The sequence below is a fragment of the Natrinema sp. CBA1119 genome, assembly GCF_002572525.1.
Taxonomy (GTDB): Archaea; Halobacteriota; Halobacteria; order Halobacteriales; family Natrialbaceae; genus Natrinema.
The window spans coordinates 432863-449377 of sequence record NZ_PDBS01000008.1; the positions used below are offsets into that span (position 1 = coordinate 432863).

Annotated in this window: 14 protein-coding genes and 2 pseudogenes; 11 read left to right on the forward strand and 5 right to left on the reverse strand. The window is 55.2% G+C overall.

The genetic code is table 11. From position 1 onward, the window contains the following. Positions 1-56 precede the first annotated feature (56 nt). Positions 57-818, reverse strand: coding sequence for an IclR family transcriptional regulator (locus CP556_RS24415; RefSeq protein ID WP_176548339.1), 762 nt, complete (start codon positions 816-818; stop codon positions 57-59). A 541-nt stretch (positions 819-1359) separates the two neighbouring features. After that, positions 1360-2661, reverse strand: a pseudogene (locus CP556_RS24420) (RNA-guided endonuclease InsQ/TnpB family protein). A 56-nt stretch (positions 2662-2717) separates the two neighbouring features. Between CP556_RS24420 and CP556_RS26320 the strand changes: the two are divergent. From CP556_RS26320 to CP556_RS26325, 3 genes are all read left to right on the forward strand, one after another. Next, positions 2718-2858, forward strand: coding sequence for a hypothetical protein (locus CP556_RS26320; RefSeq protein ID WP_176548340.1), 141 nt, complete (start codon positions 2718-2720; stop codon positions 2856-2858). Positions 2859-3203: 345 nt separating this feature from the next. Next, complete coding sequence (locus CP556_RS24430) at positions 3204-3602, forward strand: type II toxin-antitoxin system death-on-curing family toxin (protein ID WP_098728153.1); 399 nt, start codon at positions 3204-3206, stop codon at positions 3600-3602. Positions 3603-3635: 33 nt separating this feature from the next. Continuing rightward, positions 3636-3806, forward strand: coding sequence for a hypothetical protein (locus CP556_RS26325; protein ID WP_176548341.1), 171 nt, complete (start codon positions 3636-3638; stop codon positions 3804-3806). Positions 3807-3937: 131 nt separating this feature from the next. On the opposite strand, the pseudogene CP556_RS27100 reads toward CP556_RS26325, so the two are convergent. After that, positions 3938-4021, reverse strand: a pseudogene (locus tag CP556_RS27100) (MarR family transcriptional regulator); the annotation flags it as partial. Between the two features lie 317 nt (positions 4022-4338). Between CP556_RS27100 and CP556_RS24435 the strand changes: the two are divergent. After that, positions 4339-5202, forward strand: a complete 864-nt coding sequence (locus tag CP556_RS24435) for a CPBP family intramembrane glutamic endopeptidase (RefSeq protein WP_176548342.1) — start codon at positions 4339-4341, stop codon at positions 5200-5202. Positions 5203-5272: 70 nt separating this feature from the next. On the opposite strand, the gene CP556_RS24440 is transcribed toward CP556_RS24435, so the two are convergent. Then, positions 5273-6583, reverse strand: coding sequence for a hypothetical protein (locus CP556_RS24440; RefSeq protein WP_255291599.1), 1311 nt, complete (start codon positions 6581-6583; stop codon positions 5273-5275). Positions 6584-6836: 253 nt separating this feature from the next. Between CP556_RS24440 and CP556_RS24445 the strand changes: the two genes are divergently transcribed. From CP556_RS24445 to CP556_RS24460, 4 genes are all read left to right on the forward strand, one after another. Next, on the forward strand, positions 6837-7664 hold the full coding sequence (locus tag CP556_RS24445; protein WP_098728155.1) for a nucleoside-diphosphate kinase: 828 nt from the start codon (positions 6837-6839) through the stop codon (positions 7662-7664). 149 nt (positions 7665-7813) lie between these two features. Continuing rightward, positions 7814-10999 carry a PAS domain-containing sensor histidine kinase gene (locus tag CP556_RS24450; RefSeq protein ID WP_098728156.1) on the forward strand — a complete coding sequence of 1062 codons (3186 nt, stop codon included), beginning with the start codon at positions 7814-7816 and terminating at the stop codon, positions 10997-10999. A gap of 455 nt (positions 11000-11454) precedes the next feature. After that, positions 11455-11715 carry a DUF7521 family protein gene (locus CP556_RS26330; RefSeq protein WP_486187794.1) on the forward strand — a complete coding sequence of 87 codons (261 nt, stop codon included), beginning with the start codon at positions 11455-11457 and terminating at the stop codon, positions 11713-11715. 253 nt (positions 11716-11968) lie between these two features. Next, on the forward strand, positions 11969-12247 hold the full coding sequence (locus tag CP556_RS24460; protein WP_098728157.1) for a hypothetical protein: 279 nt from the start codon (positions 11969-11971) through the stop codon (positions 12245-12247). 336 nt (positions 12248-12583) lie between these two features. Here CP556_RS24460 and CP556_RS24470 read toward each other — a convergent pair whose 3' ends face one another. Then, on the reverse strand, positions 12584-13333 hold the full coding sequence (locus CP556_RS24470; RefSeq protein ID WP_098728159.1) for a proteasome assembly chaperone family protein: 750 nt from the start codon (positions 13331-13333) through the stop codon (positions 12584-12586). 756 nt (positions 13334-14089) lie between these two features. On the opposite strand from CP556_RS24470, the gene CP556_RS24475 reads away from it, so the two are divergent. The 3 genes from CP556_RS24475 to CP556_RS24485 all read left to right on the forward strand — a co-directional run bounded on the left by CP556_RS24475 (position 14090) and on the right by CP556_RS24485 (position 16302). Continuing rightward, the gene (locus CP556_RS24475) at positions 14090-14659 is read left to right on the forward strand and encodes an HTH domain-containing protein (RefSeq protein WP_098728160.1); all 570 of its coding nucleotides are present in this window, start codon (positions 14090-14092) and stop codon (positions 14657-14659) included. 250 nt (positions 14660-14909) lie between these two features. Beyond that, positions 14910-15164 carry a DUF7344 domain-containing protein gene (locus CP556_RS27665; RefSeq protein WP_486187795.1) on the forward strand — a complete coding sequence of 85 codons (255 nt, stop codon included), beginning with the start codon at positions 14910-14912 and terminating at the stop codon, positions 15162-15164. Positions 15165-15492: 328 nt separating this feature from the next. Further along, on the forward strand, positions 15493-16302 hold the full coding sequence (locus tag CP556_RS24485) for an IS5 family transposase (protein ID WP_098728162.1): 810 nt from the start codon (positions 15493-15495) through the stop codon (positions 16300-16302). Positions 16303-16515: the final 213 nt, after the last annotated feature.

A 16515-nucleotide genomic window follows, 5' to 3' on the forward strand; every position in this document is an offset into this window, starting at 1 on the left:
CTCCCCCTTGAAATCAATGGGAATAAAACAGAATTAATGGAGGGATTCCGCTCTGATTAATATTCTAGATTGAGTTCGATAGTATTTGCTGCCTCCCCGACGGCTTTTCGAATTTTCCGGTCGTACTCCTTGTCCTGGAGTCGCGCTGTCGGTCCTGGAACACTTATTCCAGCATACACTGTTCCGTTCTGCATAATCGGCGCTCCAATAGCACAGACGCCGCTGACCTCCTCTGCATTGTTGTACGCGTATCCGCTTTCTCGTACACGCTGTAATTCCTCAAATAGCGCTTCTCTCTCGGTGATTGTATTTTCGGTTTGTGCAGGGAGTCCGTGCCGATCAATAATCTGTGTTACTTCCTCCTCATCCATATTAGCTAAAATGCATTTACCCGCCGCGAGAAAGTGCAGATGTGTTCGAAGTCCGCGTCGGCCGCTTGTCTGGACCGCTTTCTCACCTTTTGCTCGATCTACGTATACGGCTCGACCGTGTTCTTCGACGATGAGCCAGACGACCTCTCCCGTCTCTTCTGCTGTTTGTTCGAGAGTAGGACGAGCAACTGATGCAACCTTATCATTCCGCAGTGTATACATTCCATGATCGAGAAACTTTAGACTAAGGTGATAAACGCTACCTTCTTTCCTCAAATACTCTTTTTGGACTAATGTTGAGAGGTATGTATGAGCGGTGCTCTTCGCGATATCAAGAGTACTTGCTAATTCCGTTACGGTGCATCCATCTACTTCTTGAATCGCTTCAATGATGTCAAAGACAGTATCTGCTGTCTTGACAGTACGACCCATGTTGTGTTGTGACATACCCATGGTATCAATGGGCGCCCTATTAAAGGCCACTAATTCCAGGACTATTATATCTAATGTTATATGAAGCTGTTCGGTATTTTCGAACAGTATCTCCTCTCCGTTGAATCGTAACTCTGGCTTTACGTGTGCTGAGAGATGAGGATGACATACTCCCATCAAATTTCTTCATTATCTATACTAGAAACTACGAATATTTGTTCGGTATTTGCTAACTAGGTTCGTAGCTTTCGGGTCTATTACTGGTGTTCTGATTCGGATCCTGTCGCTTTTTGCTTTCAAATTGTGTGGCTCAGACTTCGATAGATATCCCACTCAAGGCAAGCACAACACGGATATTCTGGGTTCGCACGGCTTCGAGGAGTTGGAGGGGGTGTCAGTATTAATCAGCGGTCAGAACCGAGCGCGACGTGGGACTAGTTTTCAGTCTACCAGATAACCTCTTCATGACATCCTCCCCGGCGTGAACGCCGGGGTTTCCTCGCGCTGGGAGTCTCGGCTATGCCGAGTTGCTTCGAGAGAGCAAGCTCTCTCGTCATCACGAGACGACTTCGTCGTCTCGAACGACCACGGAGGCAACTTGCGGGTTCGTGTGCTCCTCGTTGGGACGGGGAGAGCGTGGTGACTCCAGCCATTCGTGACTGTCCCACTTGAGGCACACAGGCCGTGCCATCGGCCGTGCTACGTCTGTTTCGTGCCGCTTCAGGAACGTCTCGCTTGCCGAAAGGTCCGCGTGGCCCTCGAAGCCGCAGGTACAGGTCACCGTGTCCTGGTGCCGCGTCGTGTCCTCGGTCGAACCGCAGTTCGGACACGTTTGCGAGGTCCATTCTTCCGTTCGAACCTCGACGGTGATACCGTACTCCTCGCCGGTGCAACTGAGTCGCTTGATGAACCGCCGGAACGCCCAGAAGTTGTGCAACTTGGCGTTCGTCCGAACCGACCAGTGCGTCTCGAGTACGTCGGTGAGATCGCCGACATATACTGTCGAAACGCCCTCGTCGTACAGCCGTTCGATCACGTCGCGAGCGATCGCGTCCATTGCGTGGTTGCGCCGTCGCGTCCGGCGTCGATACAGTGAGTCGATTCGCTTCGAACTGTACTGGCCTTCCCGAAGCTTCGACTGAAGTTCGGCAATCCGTTGCGTGGTCTTGCGGAACTGTTCGAACAGGTCGCGGCCTTCGTACAGGTACTGCTCGCCAGTCGAAACCGTACAAGCGACGATATTGTTTGCGCCGATGTCCAGAGCGGCGGTTTCGTCCGCCAGTGGGTGTGCCAGTCTAGAATTGTCGATTGTGACTGGCTGAAAGGCCCTGAACGTCTCGCTCACATCGTCGTAATACAGTTCCAACCGGCCCTGTTTGTCGTACTCCTTCCAGTTCGGATCGCCCTGAACCTCGAGCCGAAGCCGTTCTTGGTATCCAAGACCGTACTCCTCTTTCAGGTCTTGGCCAACAAGAATTTCGAGCCGGGAGTGTTCGCCCCATTCGACCGAGTACGACGTATTGCGTATATACGTCCGCAGTTCGCGACCCTCGTCTTGGTTGCCCCAGAAGCCGGGCTTGCCGTTAGCTTCGCCCTTCTCTCGGAGTGCGAAGAACGAGCGCCACGCTTCGCGGTTCTTGCGCTCGATCTGTTGAACGGTCGACGCGCCAAGCATACCGCCGTACCGACCGCGGTACTCGTCGATTTCCCAAACGTCGCCGTCCGGGTCGTCGAAGTTGGTTCAGCGCTGATAATTGATCTCGTTCCAGAGAGCGGCTGAAGCGTCCAACAGTCGACGAAGCAACTCCCCGTCCTCGTCGGACTGGGGAACTACTTCGAACTCGTTGGTACGCTTCATCGCTACTTCTGTGTACGAGCAAAACTAACATAAATCTACGGATTATCGTAGGTACTGTGTCGAACCACGTTAACATCGAAGTCCCTGACGACGAACAGTACGAGCGCATCAAACGTGTGAAAAACGAACACGGCCTGACATGGCGTGGGATGTTGATCCACGCCGCCGACGACTTGGAGACACCGGCCGAGGAGTAATCGGTGGTTTGCGTAGTCGAGTGGCGCGATTCACTCCCGTCCTCAGAACGCGAAGCGTTCTGATGTGCGAACGAGACGCTTCGCGTCTCGTCAACGCCGTAAACGGCGGGACTCTCTCGCTGAATTAGGTAGTCTAGGCGGGCTGGGGGTCAGTTTCTGATATCGCCACTCCAGACGATCCCGAAGATGGGCCTGAGATGACCGAGTTCTATGAAAGCACCCGCACAGCGAACGACCGGTTCGGCAGTGAGGATATCGATGACTGGCTACCCCACGCTGTCGACAACGATACTTGATCTCGACAGTTGAGAAACGGTTAACGGGTGGCATGAGAAAGTTGAGAACGTGACTGATGACGTCGCGTATCCCTCTGTCGAACTCATCCTCGATCTCCACGAGCAGATCGTGGCAGAAGGCGACACCACTGAACCTGGAGTTCGATCAGAAGACGCGATTGCCTCCGCGCTGCAGTACATCTCGGAGGGGTTCTTCGGGGAGGTGCCCGCGACGATCCATGAAAAAGCGGTCCATCTGATGCGGTTGCTCGTTGCGGATCATCCATTTGTCGACGGGAACAAGCGAACGGCGCTCCGAACGGTGGTCGTCTTCTATATGCTGAACGAATACACATTTAACTACGGTGATGAAATTCGAGCCCTCTTGCACCGCTTCGCAACCGACGAAGCCGCGGTCGACACGGACACTGCAGTCATCTACTTTCGGGCATGCGCTCGCCGCAACTGATAAAGGGACGCACCGACTACATTCAGTAGAAAGATGGCGTCCAGCACCGATTCCTCGACGGCAGTCGACGACGAGGTCCGCCAGCTGTATGAGCGGTATCAGGCTGCCGAGAGCGACGCCGAACGTCACGAGATCGCCCTCGAGATGGGGAAGCTTGACGGACGCCGCCATGCGGAAATCTACGCAGCGCTCGAAGACGAGTGAGGGGCCTTCTTCTAGGCAACCATATTCGAAGTCAGTCAGGAGTGGCGACTAGCTGGTTTTCGATAGAGGGTTGTCGCCAGCTGGGCACAGTCACCCTCAAAATCCCAAGCGTCGAGTTCGCCAGCGAGATACTATTTTCCCTGACGAGTGATGTCGTAAACGCCGTTGCCGAGATTGACCAGAAGGCCGTACTTGACGAGTGTCTTGCAGCGAGTAACCACCCGTTCTGGAGCCTCACCCAATCTCGTCGACACCATTGAGGCGCTCGAAGCGTGTGGCTGAACCGAGAGGAATAGCAGCTGTACGATGCTGTCGACATCCTAATCGACTAAGAGTCCTGTTCAACGGACGAGCAGTGAACCGCCTCGGGGTCAAGTGGTTCGAGAGAGCGACGCTCTCTCGTCATCCCGAGAACCTCCGATTCTCGGACGACCCCGAGGCACTCGGCCTGCTCCGCCGGTAGATGTGGCTGCTTCGTGAACGGGGTTCGACACGTGTCCGTGCAAGCTTTCGGGGTGTGTTGCCCGCTGTAGTGACACTCGTATTGTTCCTCGGTGGGAACGCATTACTCGGGTTGATCGTTCAGTCGGTCACAGAAGCAGGCTCCAGTACCGAGGTATTCCTGGTTTCTATTGGGCAGATCATCTTGTATACCGCGCTGATTGGGGTGGCAGTCTGGTGTGCAGCAACACTCGAACACCGGGAGTATACGGACTTCGGGTTGACTGTCGACGGGGAGTGGATGCAAGAGTTTGTTGTCGGGGTCGTGATTACGCTACTTGGGATCACGGTATCGTTGTGGTGGGCTGATGTCCGCGGAATCAGATCTGTTACTCTCACAGCTGCTGGCATCACTGGACCTGAGAGGCCGCTTTTACTGGGTGCCGTGTTCGGACTATTCGTCTGCTATTTTTTGCTCGGGAATATTTACAAGGAAGTCATCTACCGGCGTATCATGCTCGGGAATTTTCTGGAGGGACTTACTGCACGCGGCGTGTCGCCGCGAGTGGCTGTTATCCTTGCCACCGCGGTCAGCCTGTTGCTGTTCGGCGTTTACCACATCCCGCTTCGCGGCAACATCGTGGTAGCACTTGACGCCGCTCTCACGGGGATTCCGTTCGCACTGGCCTATCTCCTTACCGATCGGTTGGCTCTTCCTGCCGGGATTCATTTTGGCCGTATCCTGATCGAGTTCCTCCACGGGCGCGTGACGAGAGGGGAGTTCAACGTCTCTGCAGTCGTGGAGATTACACAGGATACACTGCTGGCGAACCTCGAGTTCAAACTGCTCCGTATCGGACTGATCTGCCTGTGTATCCTCACATGGGTCTACCTGCACCACGGAGAAATCCAGATCGACAAGACGGGTCACCACCGGAACAGCGAGCACGCATAGCGCAGAGTCTCATCTAGAGCCCCTCCCCAGCTAGCGACATGGAGAGTTGTGCTCCAACAGCATCGAGTACCTACGTTTCTGTCCCGGATACGTAGACGCCGCGTTCAGCTGTACTCTCACCGGTTTCCACGCGTACCGGGAACTCATCGTCCTGCTTCACTGGATACGTCTCAAACTCGAGCGTGAACTGTTTCGTTTCACCGGCAGGAACCGTCACCGCCTGAGTGTCCACGGTCTCCGGGTTGTTACCGACCACGAGAGCGACCTCACGTGTCACCTCTGACGTGCCCGTATTCTCGAGTGCCGCGGTGACCTCCAAAACCTCACCACCGGTCACCGGGCTGTTCGTCCCCTGAATCCTCACGGCAACGCTTCCCCCGTTCCCGCCATCATCGTCTGCGCCGAAGCCTTCGAACTGCCACGGAGTGACCGAGGTATACATGTTATTCTCGTCGATCACCCATGTCTCAATCTGGCATGTATGACAGCCGCCGTCGACCTGGATCGCAGCGGTGTCACTAGATCCAGTAAGATCAGACACGCCAAGGATCACGTCCGACTGGGTCATCCACCAGACGACACGATCCAGTTCGGTGGCAGAACTCGAAACATCAAGTTCGAGCGGAGTCGTTTCGTCAGCGGCAAGCTCACGGGAGGATGGCCGCGTAGCATCGACGGTTGGCGATTCAAGTCCGTCCTCAGCTACCGTCACCTCCCAACGGGAGGCAGTATTCCCGCTATCCGCGGTTACAGCCGTATCCACGAGGTGTGTCCCTGTAGCGTCGAACGTATGCGTGAAGAGTTCTCGACCAACGTCGGTGAAATACGTTGCCGGCCACGGCCCGACTGGCGTCGTGACGTACTCGCCGTCAACATACCAGTGCGTGGAGCCTTGTTGCTGTACCAGTTCGGCATCAACCTCAAAGATGATCGTCGTCCCCGGTTGAACTGTTAGCTTCTGGCTGCGGTCAGGATACGTATACTGGGCATCACACGGGTCTACACCAGTGACAGTGACCGTTGTCTCGGCCATGCCGACCCCAGTCTCAAGCCGGACCGGGAACGTGTCATCGGTACGGACCGGATACGTCCGAAACTGCAGAAAATCAACGGTCCGTGTCTCGCCTGCCCCAACTGGAACTGTCCGCTCACCCACCACCACTGCGTCCTCACCCACGAGGAAGTCCAGTTCAACCTGTTCATCGGTAGATCCGCTATTCTCAAGCTCGGCGGCCATCTCGAGGAGATTACCAGCCTCAATCGGAGCATTCGTCTCGGTGATGTCGATAGAGATGTGCCCGGTCGCCCTACCATTGGACGACACAAGTGGAAGTGTGCTGAGGCCCGTTCCAGCTCCAACTAGGTACTGCCGCCGGTTCATGTGTGTCCCCCATTTCACCTATTGGCAAGAAGTTTACATAGGCATCAGCTCCGATAAGTCTTCAAAACCAATACACAGAGCTCTATACCAAGCAGTTGTCGTCCGCTGATCGGTGCGTGAGCGGTACAAGAATATCCATCATAGCGACCATACACAGAAATCATTCCCGTCTCGAACTTTCTATCACTGCAGACACTCGTTAATACCTCAAAAAATTTTGCGGCTATCCTTGCTACACATTCGCACAGGGAGAATGAACGGAATCATCCAGTTAGTCGGATGGTTACTGGTAGCGCTTATCTTCATCAGGAGCTTTCGTCTCTCCCGGTACCTGGCCCGATCCGACTCCGCCATCCTGTACCCCGGATTGATCGCGTCCACTATCACGGCCATCTTCGTCATCATCGTCGACGTCATCATCCTCATCACCGGCCTGCTGACCATCATCGCCCCCGTATTGCTGGTGGTACAGCGGCTGACCGGGTACGACACCTCTATCGATCTGTCCATGCCAACGTTCCGCGACCGCACCACCAGCGACGACACCGGCAGTGACCACACCGCTGACCCGGACCGGCGGCCCGCCCTCAATATCGTCGGACGCCTCTGGGCCACATCGCATAACACGTGTACCGCCACGACCAGCAGGACCCGACACAGATCGATATCGTCGAACTCGAGGACGACGACTACTGGGAAGATGACTAGTATATCCACAGCCCCGGCGCCCATCACGATCGACCGAGTGATCGAACGACTCGAGACCGTAGACGCGGAACAGGAACATATCAAGGCACACTACGCGGAACACGAGGACAAAGACTTCTACGACCCGCTCGTTGATTATATGACGGACCGGGTGATCGTCGGGATCGTTGAATGCGAGAACGAGGCGGAACGGACGAAACAGTTGGCCGGGGATACTGAGACGGCGTCCACTGCACCGGGTACGATCCGCGGTGGGCTGGCAGATGACTCGTATGCGGAAGCCGATGCAGAGGGCCGCGCCCTGCGCAACCTGATCCACACGGCCGAACCCGCGGACGCGGAAGAGGAGATCATACTCTGGTTCGGTGAATAGCGAGCAGCTATCTCATCTTTATCAGTGGTATTGAGCTGTGAAATCGTGGAGTACTGGAGTGCCGCTAGCCGATAGAATACACTGGTTCGCCCCCAGCACATGCCTGTCCAACGCCAAGCGTTTACCGGGACAGGGCTCTATACGAGTCCATGGGATTCCCCGGTTCAACTCCAGAAGTCACTCGGGAGGAGGTGCGGGGTGTTTTTACGCAGTTCGATCAACCATCGACACCGATCACTGCCGATGACGTCGCCGACACCCTCGACTGTCCGCGGCAAACTGCACAGAATAGTTTAGAGGATCTCGCCGATAGCGGTGAACTTCAGACCAGACAGATCGACGATGGCACACGGGTCTGGTGGCGGCCCGAATCAAGGAACCTTCCTGCAGAGCCTGATAGAGAGGAGTTTGCTTCCTTTGTGAGTGCTGTCAAGGATTACGCGATTTTCATGCTTGATCCCGATGGTACCGTTGCCAGCTGGAACGAGGGCGCTGCACGGATCAAGGGGTATCAAGAGGACGAGATGGTTGGCGAACACTTCTCCACCTTCTATACGGATGCCGCTACCGCTGACGGAGTACCTGAACAGAACCTCGAGGCAGCGGCGGAAGCAGGCCGTACCGAGGATGAAGGCTGGCGCGTCCGTAAGGACGGCACCCGGTTCTGGGCACACGTCACCATCACTGCGATCCGTGACGACGACGGCACACTACGCGGATTCACGAAGGTCACGCGTGACATGACCGAGCGCCGCAAATACGAACAGCGGCTCCGGCAGGAACGCGATCTCACCGAGCAGATCCTCGAGACCGTCCCGGTCAGTATCTGCGTGGTGACCGGTGACGGTGAGTTCGTCCGCGCAAACCAGCGCATGCTCGACCGGATCGGCAGTGATGACGAAGAACTCCCGGATTACAGCGTTGACTCGTGGGAGATCTACGACGCTGACGATGAGCCAATTCCGGTTGAGGAGTGGCCGTGGACACGGGTCATCGATACCGGCGACCCGGTCTACGATTACCGATGCCAGGTTGAACTCCCGGAGATCGGTCGGCGCTGGCTCTCGCTCAATGCCGTGCCACTCGACTCCGAGGAACAGGACGAACCGAGAGTTATCGTCTCTGTCGACGATATCACCGAGCAGAAAGAACGCGAACAGCAACTCCGCCGCCAATACAACCAAACGGAACAACTGCTGCGGACGGCACCCGTTGCCATCGCCGTGCAGGACGCTGACGGCGAGACAGTGATGGCGAACCAGCGGGCACAGGATGCTCTCGGCCTCACCGAACAGGAATTCATCGAGGAACCGGAAGACACCGAGGAATGGGACGTCTACGATGCGGATGGTGAACCGGTTGCCCCAGAGGAAACGCCGTCTGCCCGTGTCCTCGCGACTGGAGAACCAGTGTTTGACGAAGAACTCACGATCGACCCGCCGGACAGCGACCCAATGCAGTTCCGGATCAATGCGGCACCGCTGTTCGGCCCTGATGGGGCGATCGACCGTGTTGTAACGGCCGGAGAAGACATTACTGAACTCAAAGAACGGGAAGAGCAACTCGAACAGCGGAAGACGGAACTTGAGACCGAGCTCAACGAAATTCTTGGGCGGATCTCAGACGCCTTCTACGCGATTGATGACGAGTGGCAGTTCACTCACCTCAATGAACGGGCTGCCGACATCATGCAACAATCCAGGGAGGAGCTGCTTGGGCGAAACGTCTGGGACGTGTTCCCCGAGGCGACAGAGGGCGTGTACTGGGATGAATTCCAGACGGCAATGGAGACGCAGGAGCCAGTCAGCTTCAACGTGTACGGGGATGAATTGGACGCCTGGTTAGAGTTCAATGTCTATCCATCTGAGTCCGGTCTGTCGATCTACTTCCGCGATGTGACTGATCAGGTCGAATACGAGCGGGAACTGGCAAAGTATGAAACCATTGTCGAGACGATCAACGACGCGATCTACGTCCTCGATGACGAGCTGCGGTTCAGGATGGTCAACGAAGCGTATACAGAGCTAACTGGCTATAATCGTGATGAACTCATCGGTGAGCACGCATCACTGGTCGTTGACGAGGAGACGATCCAGCAGGGACGTGAGTTACGGGAAGGACTTGCAGAGGGCGATGTCACCGACCCGACGCTGGAGGGAACGATTGAGACTGCGAGCGGTCGCCACGTTCCGGTCGAAGGTTCCTTCACACCACTCTCACAGAATGGAGAGAACCAGCAGCGGATCGGCGTGTTACGCGATATTACGGAACGCAAGAAGAACCGGCGCAAACTCGAGGAGAGTGAACGCCGATACCGGACGCTTGTCGAGAACTTCCCGAACGGTGCCGTCGCGTTGTTCGACGACGATCTCCGGTATACGGCTGCTGGCGGCGAACTTATGGATGCAACCGGTGTGGATCCAGAGGAGCGGGTCGGCAATCGTGTCTCCGACCTCTATCCGGCCGACATTGTCGAGAAAGTCGAACCGTACTTCCACGATGCACTCGACGGTGAAGCGAACTCGTTCGAAATCGAGTATCACAACCGCCACCTGCTCGCCTATACGCTGCCAATCCGGGACGCCGATGATGAAATCTATGCGGGGATGCTCGTCGTCCAAGATATCACGGAACTCAAAGAGACACAACGGCAGCTCGAAGAATCCAACGAGCGCCTCGAACAGTTCGCCTACGCCGCATCACACGACCTGCAGGAGCCGCTGCGGATGGTCACCAGTTACCTGCAACTCCTTGAAAATCGCTACGCTGACGACCTTGACGAGAATGCGGAAGAGTTCATCGAGTTTGCCGTCGATGGTGCAGAGCGGATGAGTGAGATGATCGACGGCCTGCTCCAGTACTCACGGGTCGAAACACAGGGTGACCCGTTCGAACCGATTAACCTCGATGATGTCCTTGAAGAGACGATCGAGAACCTCCAGATGACGATCGAGGAAAGCAACGCCGAGATCACGGTGGATTCCCTGCCGGAGGTCCATGGCGATCATAGCCAGCTTCAGCAAGTCTTCCAGAATCTGGTCAGTAATGCGATCGAGTACAGTGGCGATGAGCCGCCGAAGATCCACATCGATGCCGAACAACACGGAGCAGAGTACGTGATCTCAGTTCTCGACGAGGGGATTGGGATCGACCCTGAGGATCAGGACCGAATTTTCCAAGTGTTCCAGCGGCTTCACAGCCGGGAGGAGCATCCGGGGACCGGGATCGGGCTTGCACTCTGTCAGCGGATCGTCGAACGCCACGGCGGCGAAATCTGGGTCGACTCCGAACCCGGTGAGGGAACGACGTTCTCGTTCACCCTCCCTGCAGCGTGATCCTGCTGGATTGAGAATATAGGCTGTGTACCCAGAATGAGGCACCCGACTGAAACGCCTCGATTTGACAACCGACTTGACGCAATTACACGGCTACTCGGGGATGATTGTGTTCAGTCGATCCTCAAAGAGACTACCCAGAAACCCATGTCGGCAGCCGAACTCACCGAAACTTGTGAAGCCTCACTGGCGACCGTCTATCGCCGTCTCGACGAATTGACTGCCGTGAATTGCTCGTGGAACAAACTAGGCCAGATCCAGCGGGGCACCACCACACGGTCTACGTATCGAATCTGGATCGTGTGGTGATCGATTTCGCCGACGGTGAATTCGAGGTCAAGATCAGGAAACGGGAACGCGCCGCCGACCGATTCACGAACTTCATTGAGGGGCTCTACGATGAGTGAGACGATCTTTGCACAGACGAATGGGGAGTTTCCGTCGAACTCATCTTTCTGCTTTCAGATTACGTTACTGTCGCAATAGCACTCGTCATCGCGTACATCGCCTATCAAGGGTATAGTCGAAACGACAGCCGACCGATGCTCCTCATCGCAACTGGATTCGTCCTCACCTTTGGAGGACCCGGACTGATCTTCATCGTCTCACTGGTCTTCCCCATACCGCCACTGGTCGTCGGCGGCGCGACACAGTTCGTCGAAATTTTCGGCATGGGGACGATTCTGTACGGATTCATCGCGCCGGCGATGGAATGAGGCTGGCGTATCTTGCAGACTAATCCGGCCCGACTACCCTACTAGGTAGGTGCCCTGTATTGAACACGAGTTTCGCGAGCAGTTCCGAATCAAGAAGTCGTGCTCCGAGATACTGCTAATTATATACTATGAATTGACATTCGGTACACTCTGTCACCGTGTGAACAGTCACGAGTACAGTGCCGGCAGTCGGATCGGGGAATATAGTTAAGCCCGAGCATCTGGAACGGTCTGTTGACAGGTGATCTGACAGATGTCCCTGGCCACTGATCCCCGTCCACCACTTCCCGACTGGGTGTTGGACGCATACACTATCCTCCGTGATCACATCACCAAGCAGGAACACGGTGAAAGCCAGCGCCACGTCCTGGCGATCCCTCGTGACGAGGCGATCAAAGTGCTGCGATCCACTGACGAGATCAGGCTTGAACCGGGGGATGCTGACCATGCACTGACGCGGCTGCTCGAGCGTGGCTATCTCTACGAGGTTGACAGCGAACTCCGCGTCACCGAGCCACCTGAAGACATCTAAGTCCACGTCGTCCAGCATTAGTGACGTGTATATCGCCGGACGGCGAGGAGATGGACCAGCGAAACGCTTTTCGGCGTTACTGGTGAAACAGGCACGAGTGATTCAATATGGGGGGCTGGGAGCGACTGAAACGAGCGGTTTCGGCAGATGGGGAACCGAGGCGCTCAACGGAAACCGACTCCGCTGACGTGATCTATGAGTGTCGGCACTGTGGAACGACTGTGGATCAGCGAACGGAGTACTGTCCGGCATGCGGTGTATCAGAAATTGCGACGTACGCGATCGAGTAACCGAAATACCGGGGTCAGCGTGATCTCCCAAGATCGAGGTGCTCTCCTATCGAAACATCCCCCGGACAGGTTCTTCCTGCTGGCCCTGCGCCTGCTGTAATTGCTGTGCGACCTGCTGTTTCTGGCGCTGAATCTCCTCTGCTTTCTCCTGTAGCTCACTGGTGTCGATCTCGAACTCGACGAGCGGTTCAAGCGCGTTCTCGATCACGGACCGGGCCGCGGCCGGATCCGGGAGCCGTGGATCCGCCCGGACGAGCAGCAACGCTGCCGGAACACTCGCCAGATAGCACGCATTGATGAGGGCACCGGTCACACCACTCACAGCGCCGTCCTCCTCTGCGAGTGCGATATCCGCCTCCTCGAGTTCCGTCTTCCGGTCATTGGTCGTTGCCACACCGACGACGTTGCCCTGCTGTTCCTCTGACTGGGCTGGTGCACCAGCAAGGAAGATCGCCCGGTTGAAATCCTCGACCAGTTCCTCTAGTACGCACTGGCTCAGATCCAAGAATGCGTCTTCCGGGATCGGGACATCACTCTGCAGCGTCATAATGTCAGGATCCGAACCACCGTAGACGCGTACCGAATCCTGAACCAGACCGTCCGTAAACGATGCAACGGGTGGCAAGGTGTCGGACCGGATTGCACCATACTGCTCGAGGCCCAGCTGGTCGGTGATCTGATCGACGGCGATTGAAGCCACCAATCCGTGGCCTGGCAGTCCCTCGATCAGTGTCGGTGCCGCTGCATCGAGATCGGCTGACCGGTGAAACGTCACGTCAGGCGTCTCTGGAGTCATGCCCGGCGACCTACACCGACCAGTCAGATATGCGTACGGGGCACCAGTAGATTCGTGTCAGCCACTCAGCCTTCTGTATAGCACTACTCACCCTGATTCTTCTGTGTAAAGTAGTCTTCCTGTGTCTCACTCCGTGGCGAATCTGATCTACGGGATCCACAGGAAAACGCCTACTCGTCCAGAAACTCCGCGTAGAAGTACTCGTCCTGCGTCTCGCCCTCTAGCGGCTCCAGCACGTCCGGTTCAAAACGTGTACGTGAATACGTGCGAGAGGAATCTCGAAGGACAAATTCACAGCGTATCTCAGATTCTTCCAACTTCGCCGGAGAATCCTACGCAAACCGGGACGAGAAGCCTTGAAAGAAATTATTCAAACTGCCCTCTCACTAACCAACAACGCCCTTCACAAGAGCGTCGGAGAATGAAAAACAGTCTTCGAATTTATTTCCCACTACTAAAACCAGGGAATAGGTCTTATTCAGGCAATTATTCTGAAACAGTGGGAGAGTTTTAATCACCTGAATTTATGTGTTTATCCGTCACATACCAGGATGATGTCCGCGAGTAAACACCAACTAGCAATATCGGACAGTTCCCTGTTACCACAGGCTAAACGTGGAAATTTAGCCATCCCCATGTCGGAAATGACGGCAGTAACCTGCCTCCAGGCCCTGTCAAGTCTACCTAGGTATACGCTTCGACCATTCATAATGACAATTAGAGCAAAGGGTTCTGTTCAAAGTACGGAGGAAGAATATGCCAGTCAATAAGCCACTAACGACTCCTGCTATCGCGATCGATACAGCAGAGTCTATTCAGATCGACTGCTATGTCCGGTCCACTGTCCCGGCACCTCTTATCAAGACAATCAATACAATTATTGACCGGTTGCTGTATCTATGTGAGAACGGAAGTATTGCTGACTGCCATGTCACTTGTTGGCCGCCAGAAACGGTCAATACGAATGTACCAACGCGTGATGAACTCATAGCTCAATTCGAAAGCTGGGCTGAGCAGCACGAGTGTTCGCTAAAACCAGCATTTCACCGAAAACAAATCACCCCCTCATTGCCTGGACTCAACGACCCCTGTGAGCGCGTTCGAGTGCCAGTTGTAGCGCTCGCCCTCTACGAGGCCGATACTGATGGAGAAGCCGACTCGAAGACACTCCAAGGTGTCATTCCATACACGGAAGAGACCTCTGAAGGTGGTAAGCGGACACACACCGTTGAAGAGTTGCTCTCTACAGTTGAACGAGCAGAGGACGGGAATAAAGCGCACGACTGCCAAGATGAACAGTGGTCACTCGTGGAAGGAGAGCAATGATGGGGTTGCGTGGCTTGCCATCATACAAATCACTGTGCGTATCCGCTCTAGCGATAAACACCACCGATGACAAAATCCTCCACATCAATGGCGCTATCTCCCCCTCGAACATATGACAGATGATGATTGTGATCGGACGTCCATATCAGAGGTATCCATCAAGTCAACCGTCCATACTAAATACCTGTCAGAGACGGTGATTCTTGAAGCAATCGCCCACCATCAACGACGTGAAATCCTGCGGTTTCTCATGGACAGTTGCGACGCTACAACGACCATTGATGACCTTGTAGAACACCTTAGAAGTCGAGAAACCGAGCAGATAGGGAATCACCCGGGGTGTTCCTCGGCCGAGATCAAAATCTCTCTCCATCATATTCATTTGCCAAAGTTGGAAGAGGTGGGTCTTATTGAGTATGACCAGCGGTCCGAGGAACTGCGGTACCGGCGTCATGCTGTCCTTGAGGATATCCTTACCAGTCTCCCAATTGAAGAAAACAGATAGGTATTGGTCATTTTCCACCTGCAACTCATTAGCACTCGAGTTCATATCAGTAGTTGGTAATACAGTTTCTTTATTCAGGGTATGGTGTGAAAATCGCGGTAAGTACAGGAGAGACAGTTACCGAAGCGGCACCTAATCTGTCCAGTTACTGTTAAAAGTGCCGTGCTGAATACAGAGGGTGGGCCTTGTTTAGATGCTCTAACTTTAGCAGTGTAGAGTCGATCGAACTCGTATCGCTGTGCTAGTATCTCGGAGGAAATACCAAATCTACTAGGAAGGGAAGCGGGACGAGCTCGTTGTGCACACGAAGACCTCCCGCTTCACAGAGATGGTTGTGTCGCTCGCTCAAAAAGCCGTCGTTGGTCCGCCAGCTCCGGCGTACCGACCGGGAGAGGAAGGCTACGCTGACTGGGTGATTCTCGCCGTTCAGGGATTGAAAGAGTATCTCGGCCATCCGTACCGGAAGCTGATGGATGTCCTCCGCGAGATGCCAAGAGTGACGAAATCACTCAGTTTGACGCCTGAAACGGTGCCATACTTCTCGACGGTGTGTACGCGAAAGCAGGCGATTCCGATGAAGCGGTGGCGAGCGATCCTCGATCAGTCCGTCGAACTGTATGATCTCGGTGATGTGCAGGCGATCGACGCAACCGGTGTCGATCACGTCCAGGCCAGCCAGCACTACGCAAAACGGACGGACTACACGTTCGAGGCGGTGAAGACGACGCTGCTCATCGATTGTGAAACCAGTGCGATTCTCGATATACACTGTTCGATAAAACAACCGCACGATACGCAAGTTGGCTGGCAGGTGTTAGTGCGGAATCTCGACGATTTGGCGGCTGTCGCTGCCGATAAGGGCTACGACTGGGAGGAACTTCGTACGAGGTTGCGTGCAGAAAGTATCACGCCGCTGATTCCGCAGCGAGATCCTGGGATGCGGGGGTGGACGAGAAACTTGCTCATCAAGGATCGGGCGTATCACCAGGGCTCGAACGCTGAATCAGCGTTTTTCGGGCTCCGCCGCAGATACGGCGATACGCTCTGGTCGAGAACCTGGTTCGGACAGTTCTATGAACTTGTCATGAAATCCGCCGTCCGCAACATCGAACGCGCCATCGAGGACTCACACCCGTGAAATCGCGCGTTCAAACAAGGCCCAGAGGGTGTATTCATCAATGCAGCCGCTCAAGAACGAGCCGTTAAATAGATTGTGCAAATCTAACGCTGGCAATTCTATCAGCTATCGGTGATATCGGCAGAGCCATGCTGAATACACCGCGCGGGCCGTGTTTAGACGCCGCTCAGTTGACGCCTCGACCAGGATTATGTGGAGTTGAGCGAGGAAGCG

What these genes read in the sequence shown, in the direction of transcription:
- CP556_RS24445 (WP_098728155.1), top strand. Translation starts at nt 6,837, where the DNA reads ATGAACGGAATCATCCAGTTAGTCGGATGGTTACTGGTAGCGCTTATC.
- CP556_RS24470 (WP_098728159.1), bottom strand. Translation starts at nt 13,333, where the DNA reads ATGACTCCAGAGACGCCTGACGTGACGTTTCACCGGTCAGCCGATCTC.
- CP556_RS27665 (WP_486187795.1), top strand. Translation starts at nt 14,910, where the DNA reads ATGGACAGTTGCGACGCTACAACGACCATTGATGACCTTGTAGAACAC.
- CP556_RS24485 (WP_098728162.1), top strand. Translation starts at nt 15,493, where the DNA reads ATGGTTGTGTCGCTCGCTCAAAAAGCCGTCGTTGGTCCGCCAGCTCCG.
- CP556_RS24475 (WP_098728160.1), top strand. Translation starts at nt 14,090, where the DNA reads ATGCCAGTCAATAAGCCACTAACGACTCCTGCTATCGCGATCGATACA.
- CP556_RS26325 (WP_176548341.1), top strand. Translation starts at nt 3,636, where the DNA reads ATGGCGTCCAGCACCGATTCCTCGACGGCAGTCGACGACGAGGTCCGC.
- CP556_RS24440 (WP_255291599.1), bottom strand. Translation starts at nt 6,583, where the DNA reads ATGAACCGGCGGCAGTACCTAGTTGGAGCTGGAACGGGCCTCAGCACA.
- CP556_RS24460 (WP_098728157.1), top strand. Translation starts at nt 11,969, where the DNA reads ATGTCCCTGGCCACTGATCCCCGTCCACCACTTCCCGACTGGGTGTTG.
- CP556_RS24415 (WP_176548339.1), bottom strand. Translation starts at nt 818, where the DNA reads ATGTCACAACACAACATGGGTCGTACTGTCAAGACAGCAGATACTGTC.
- CP556_RS24450 (WP_098728156.1), top strand. Translation starts at nt 7,814, where the DNA reads ATGGGATTCCCCGGTTCAACTCCAGAAGTCACTCGGGAGGAGGTGCGG.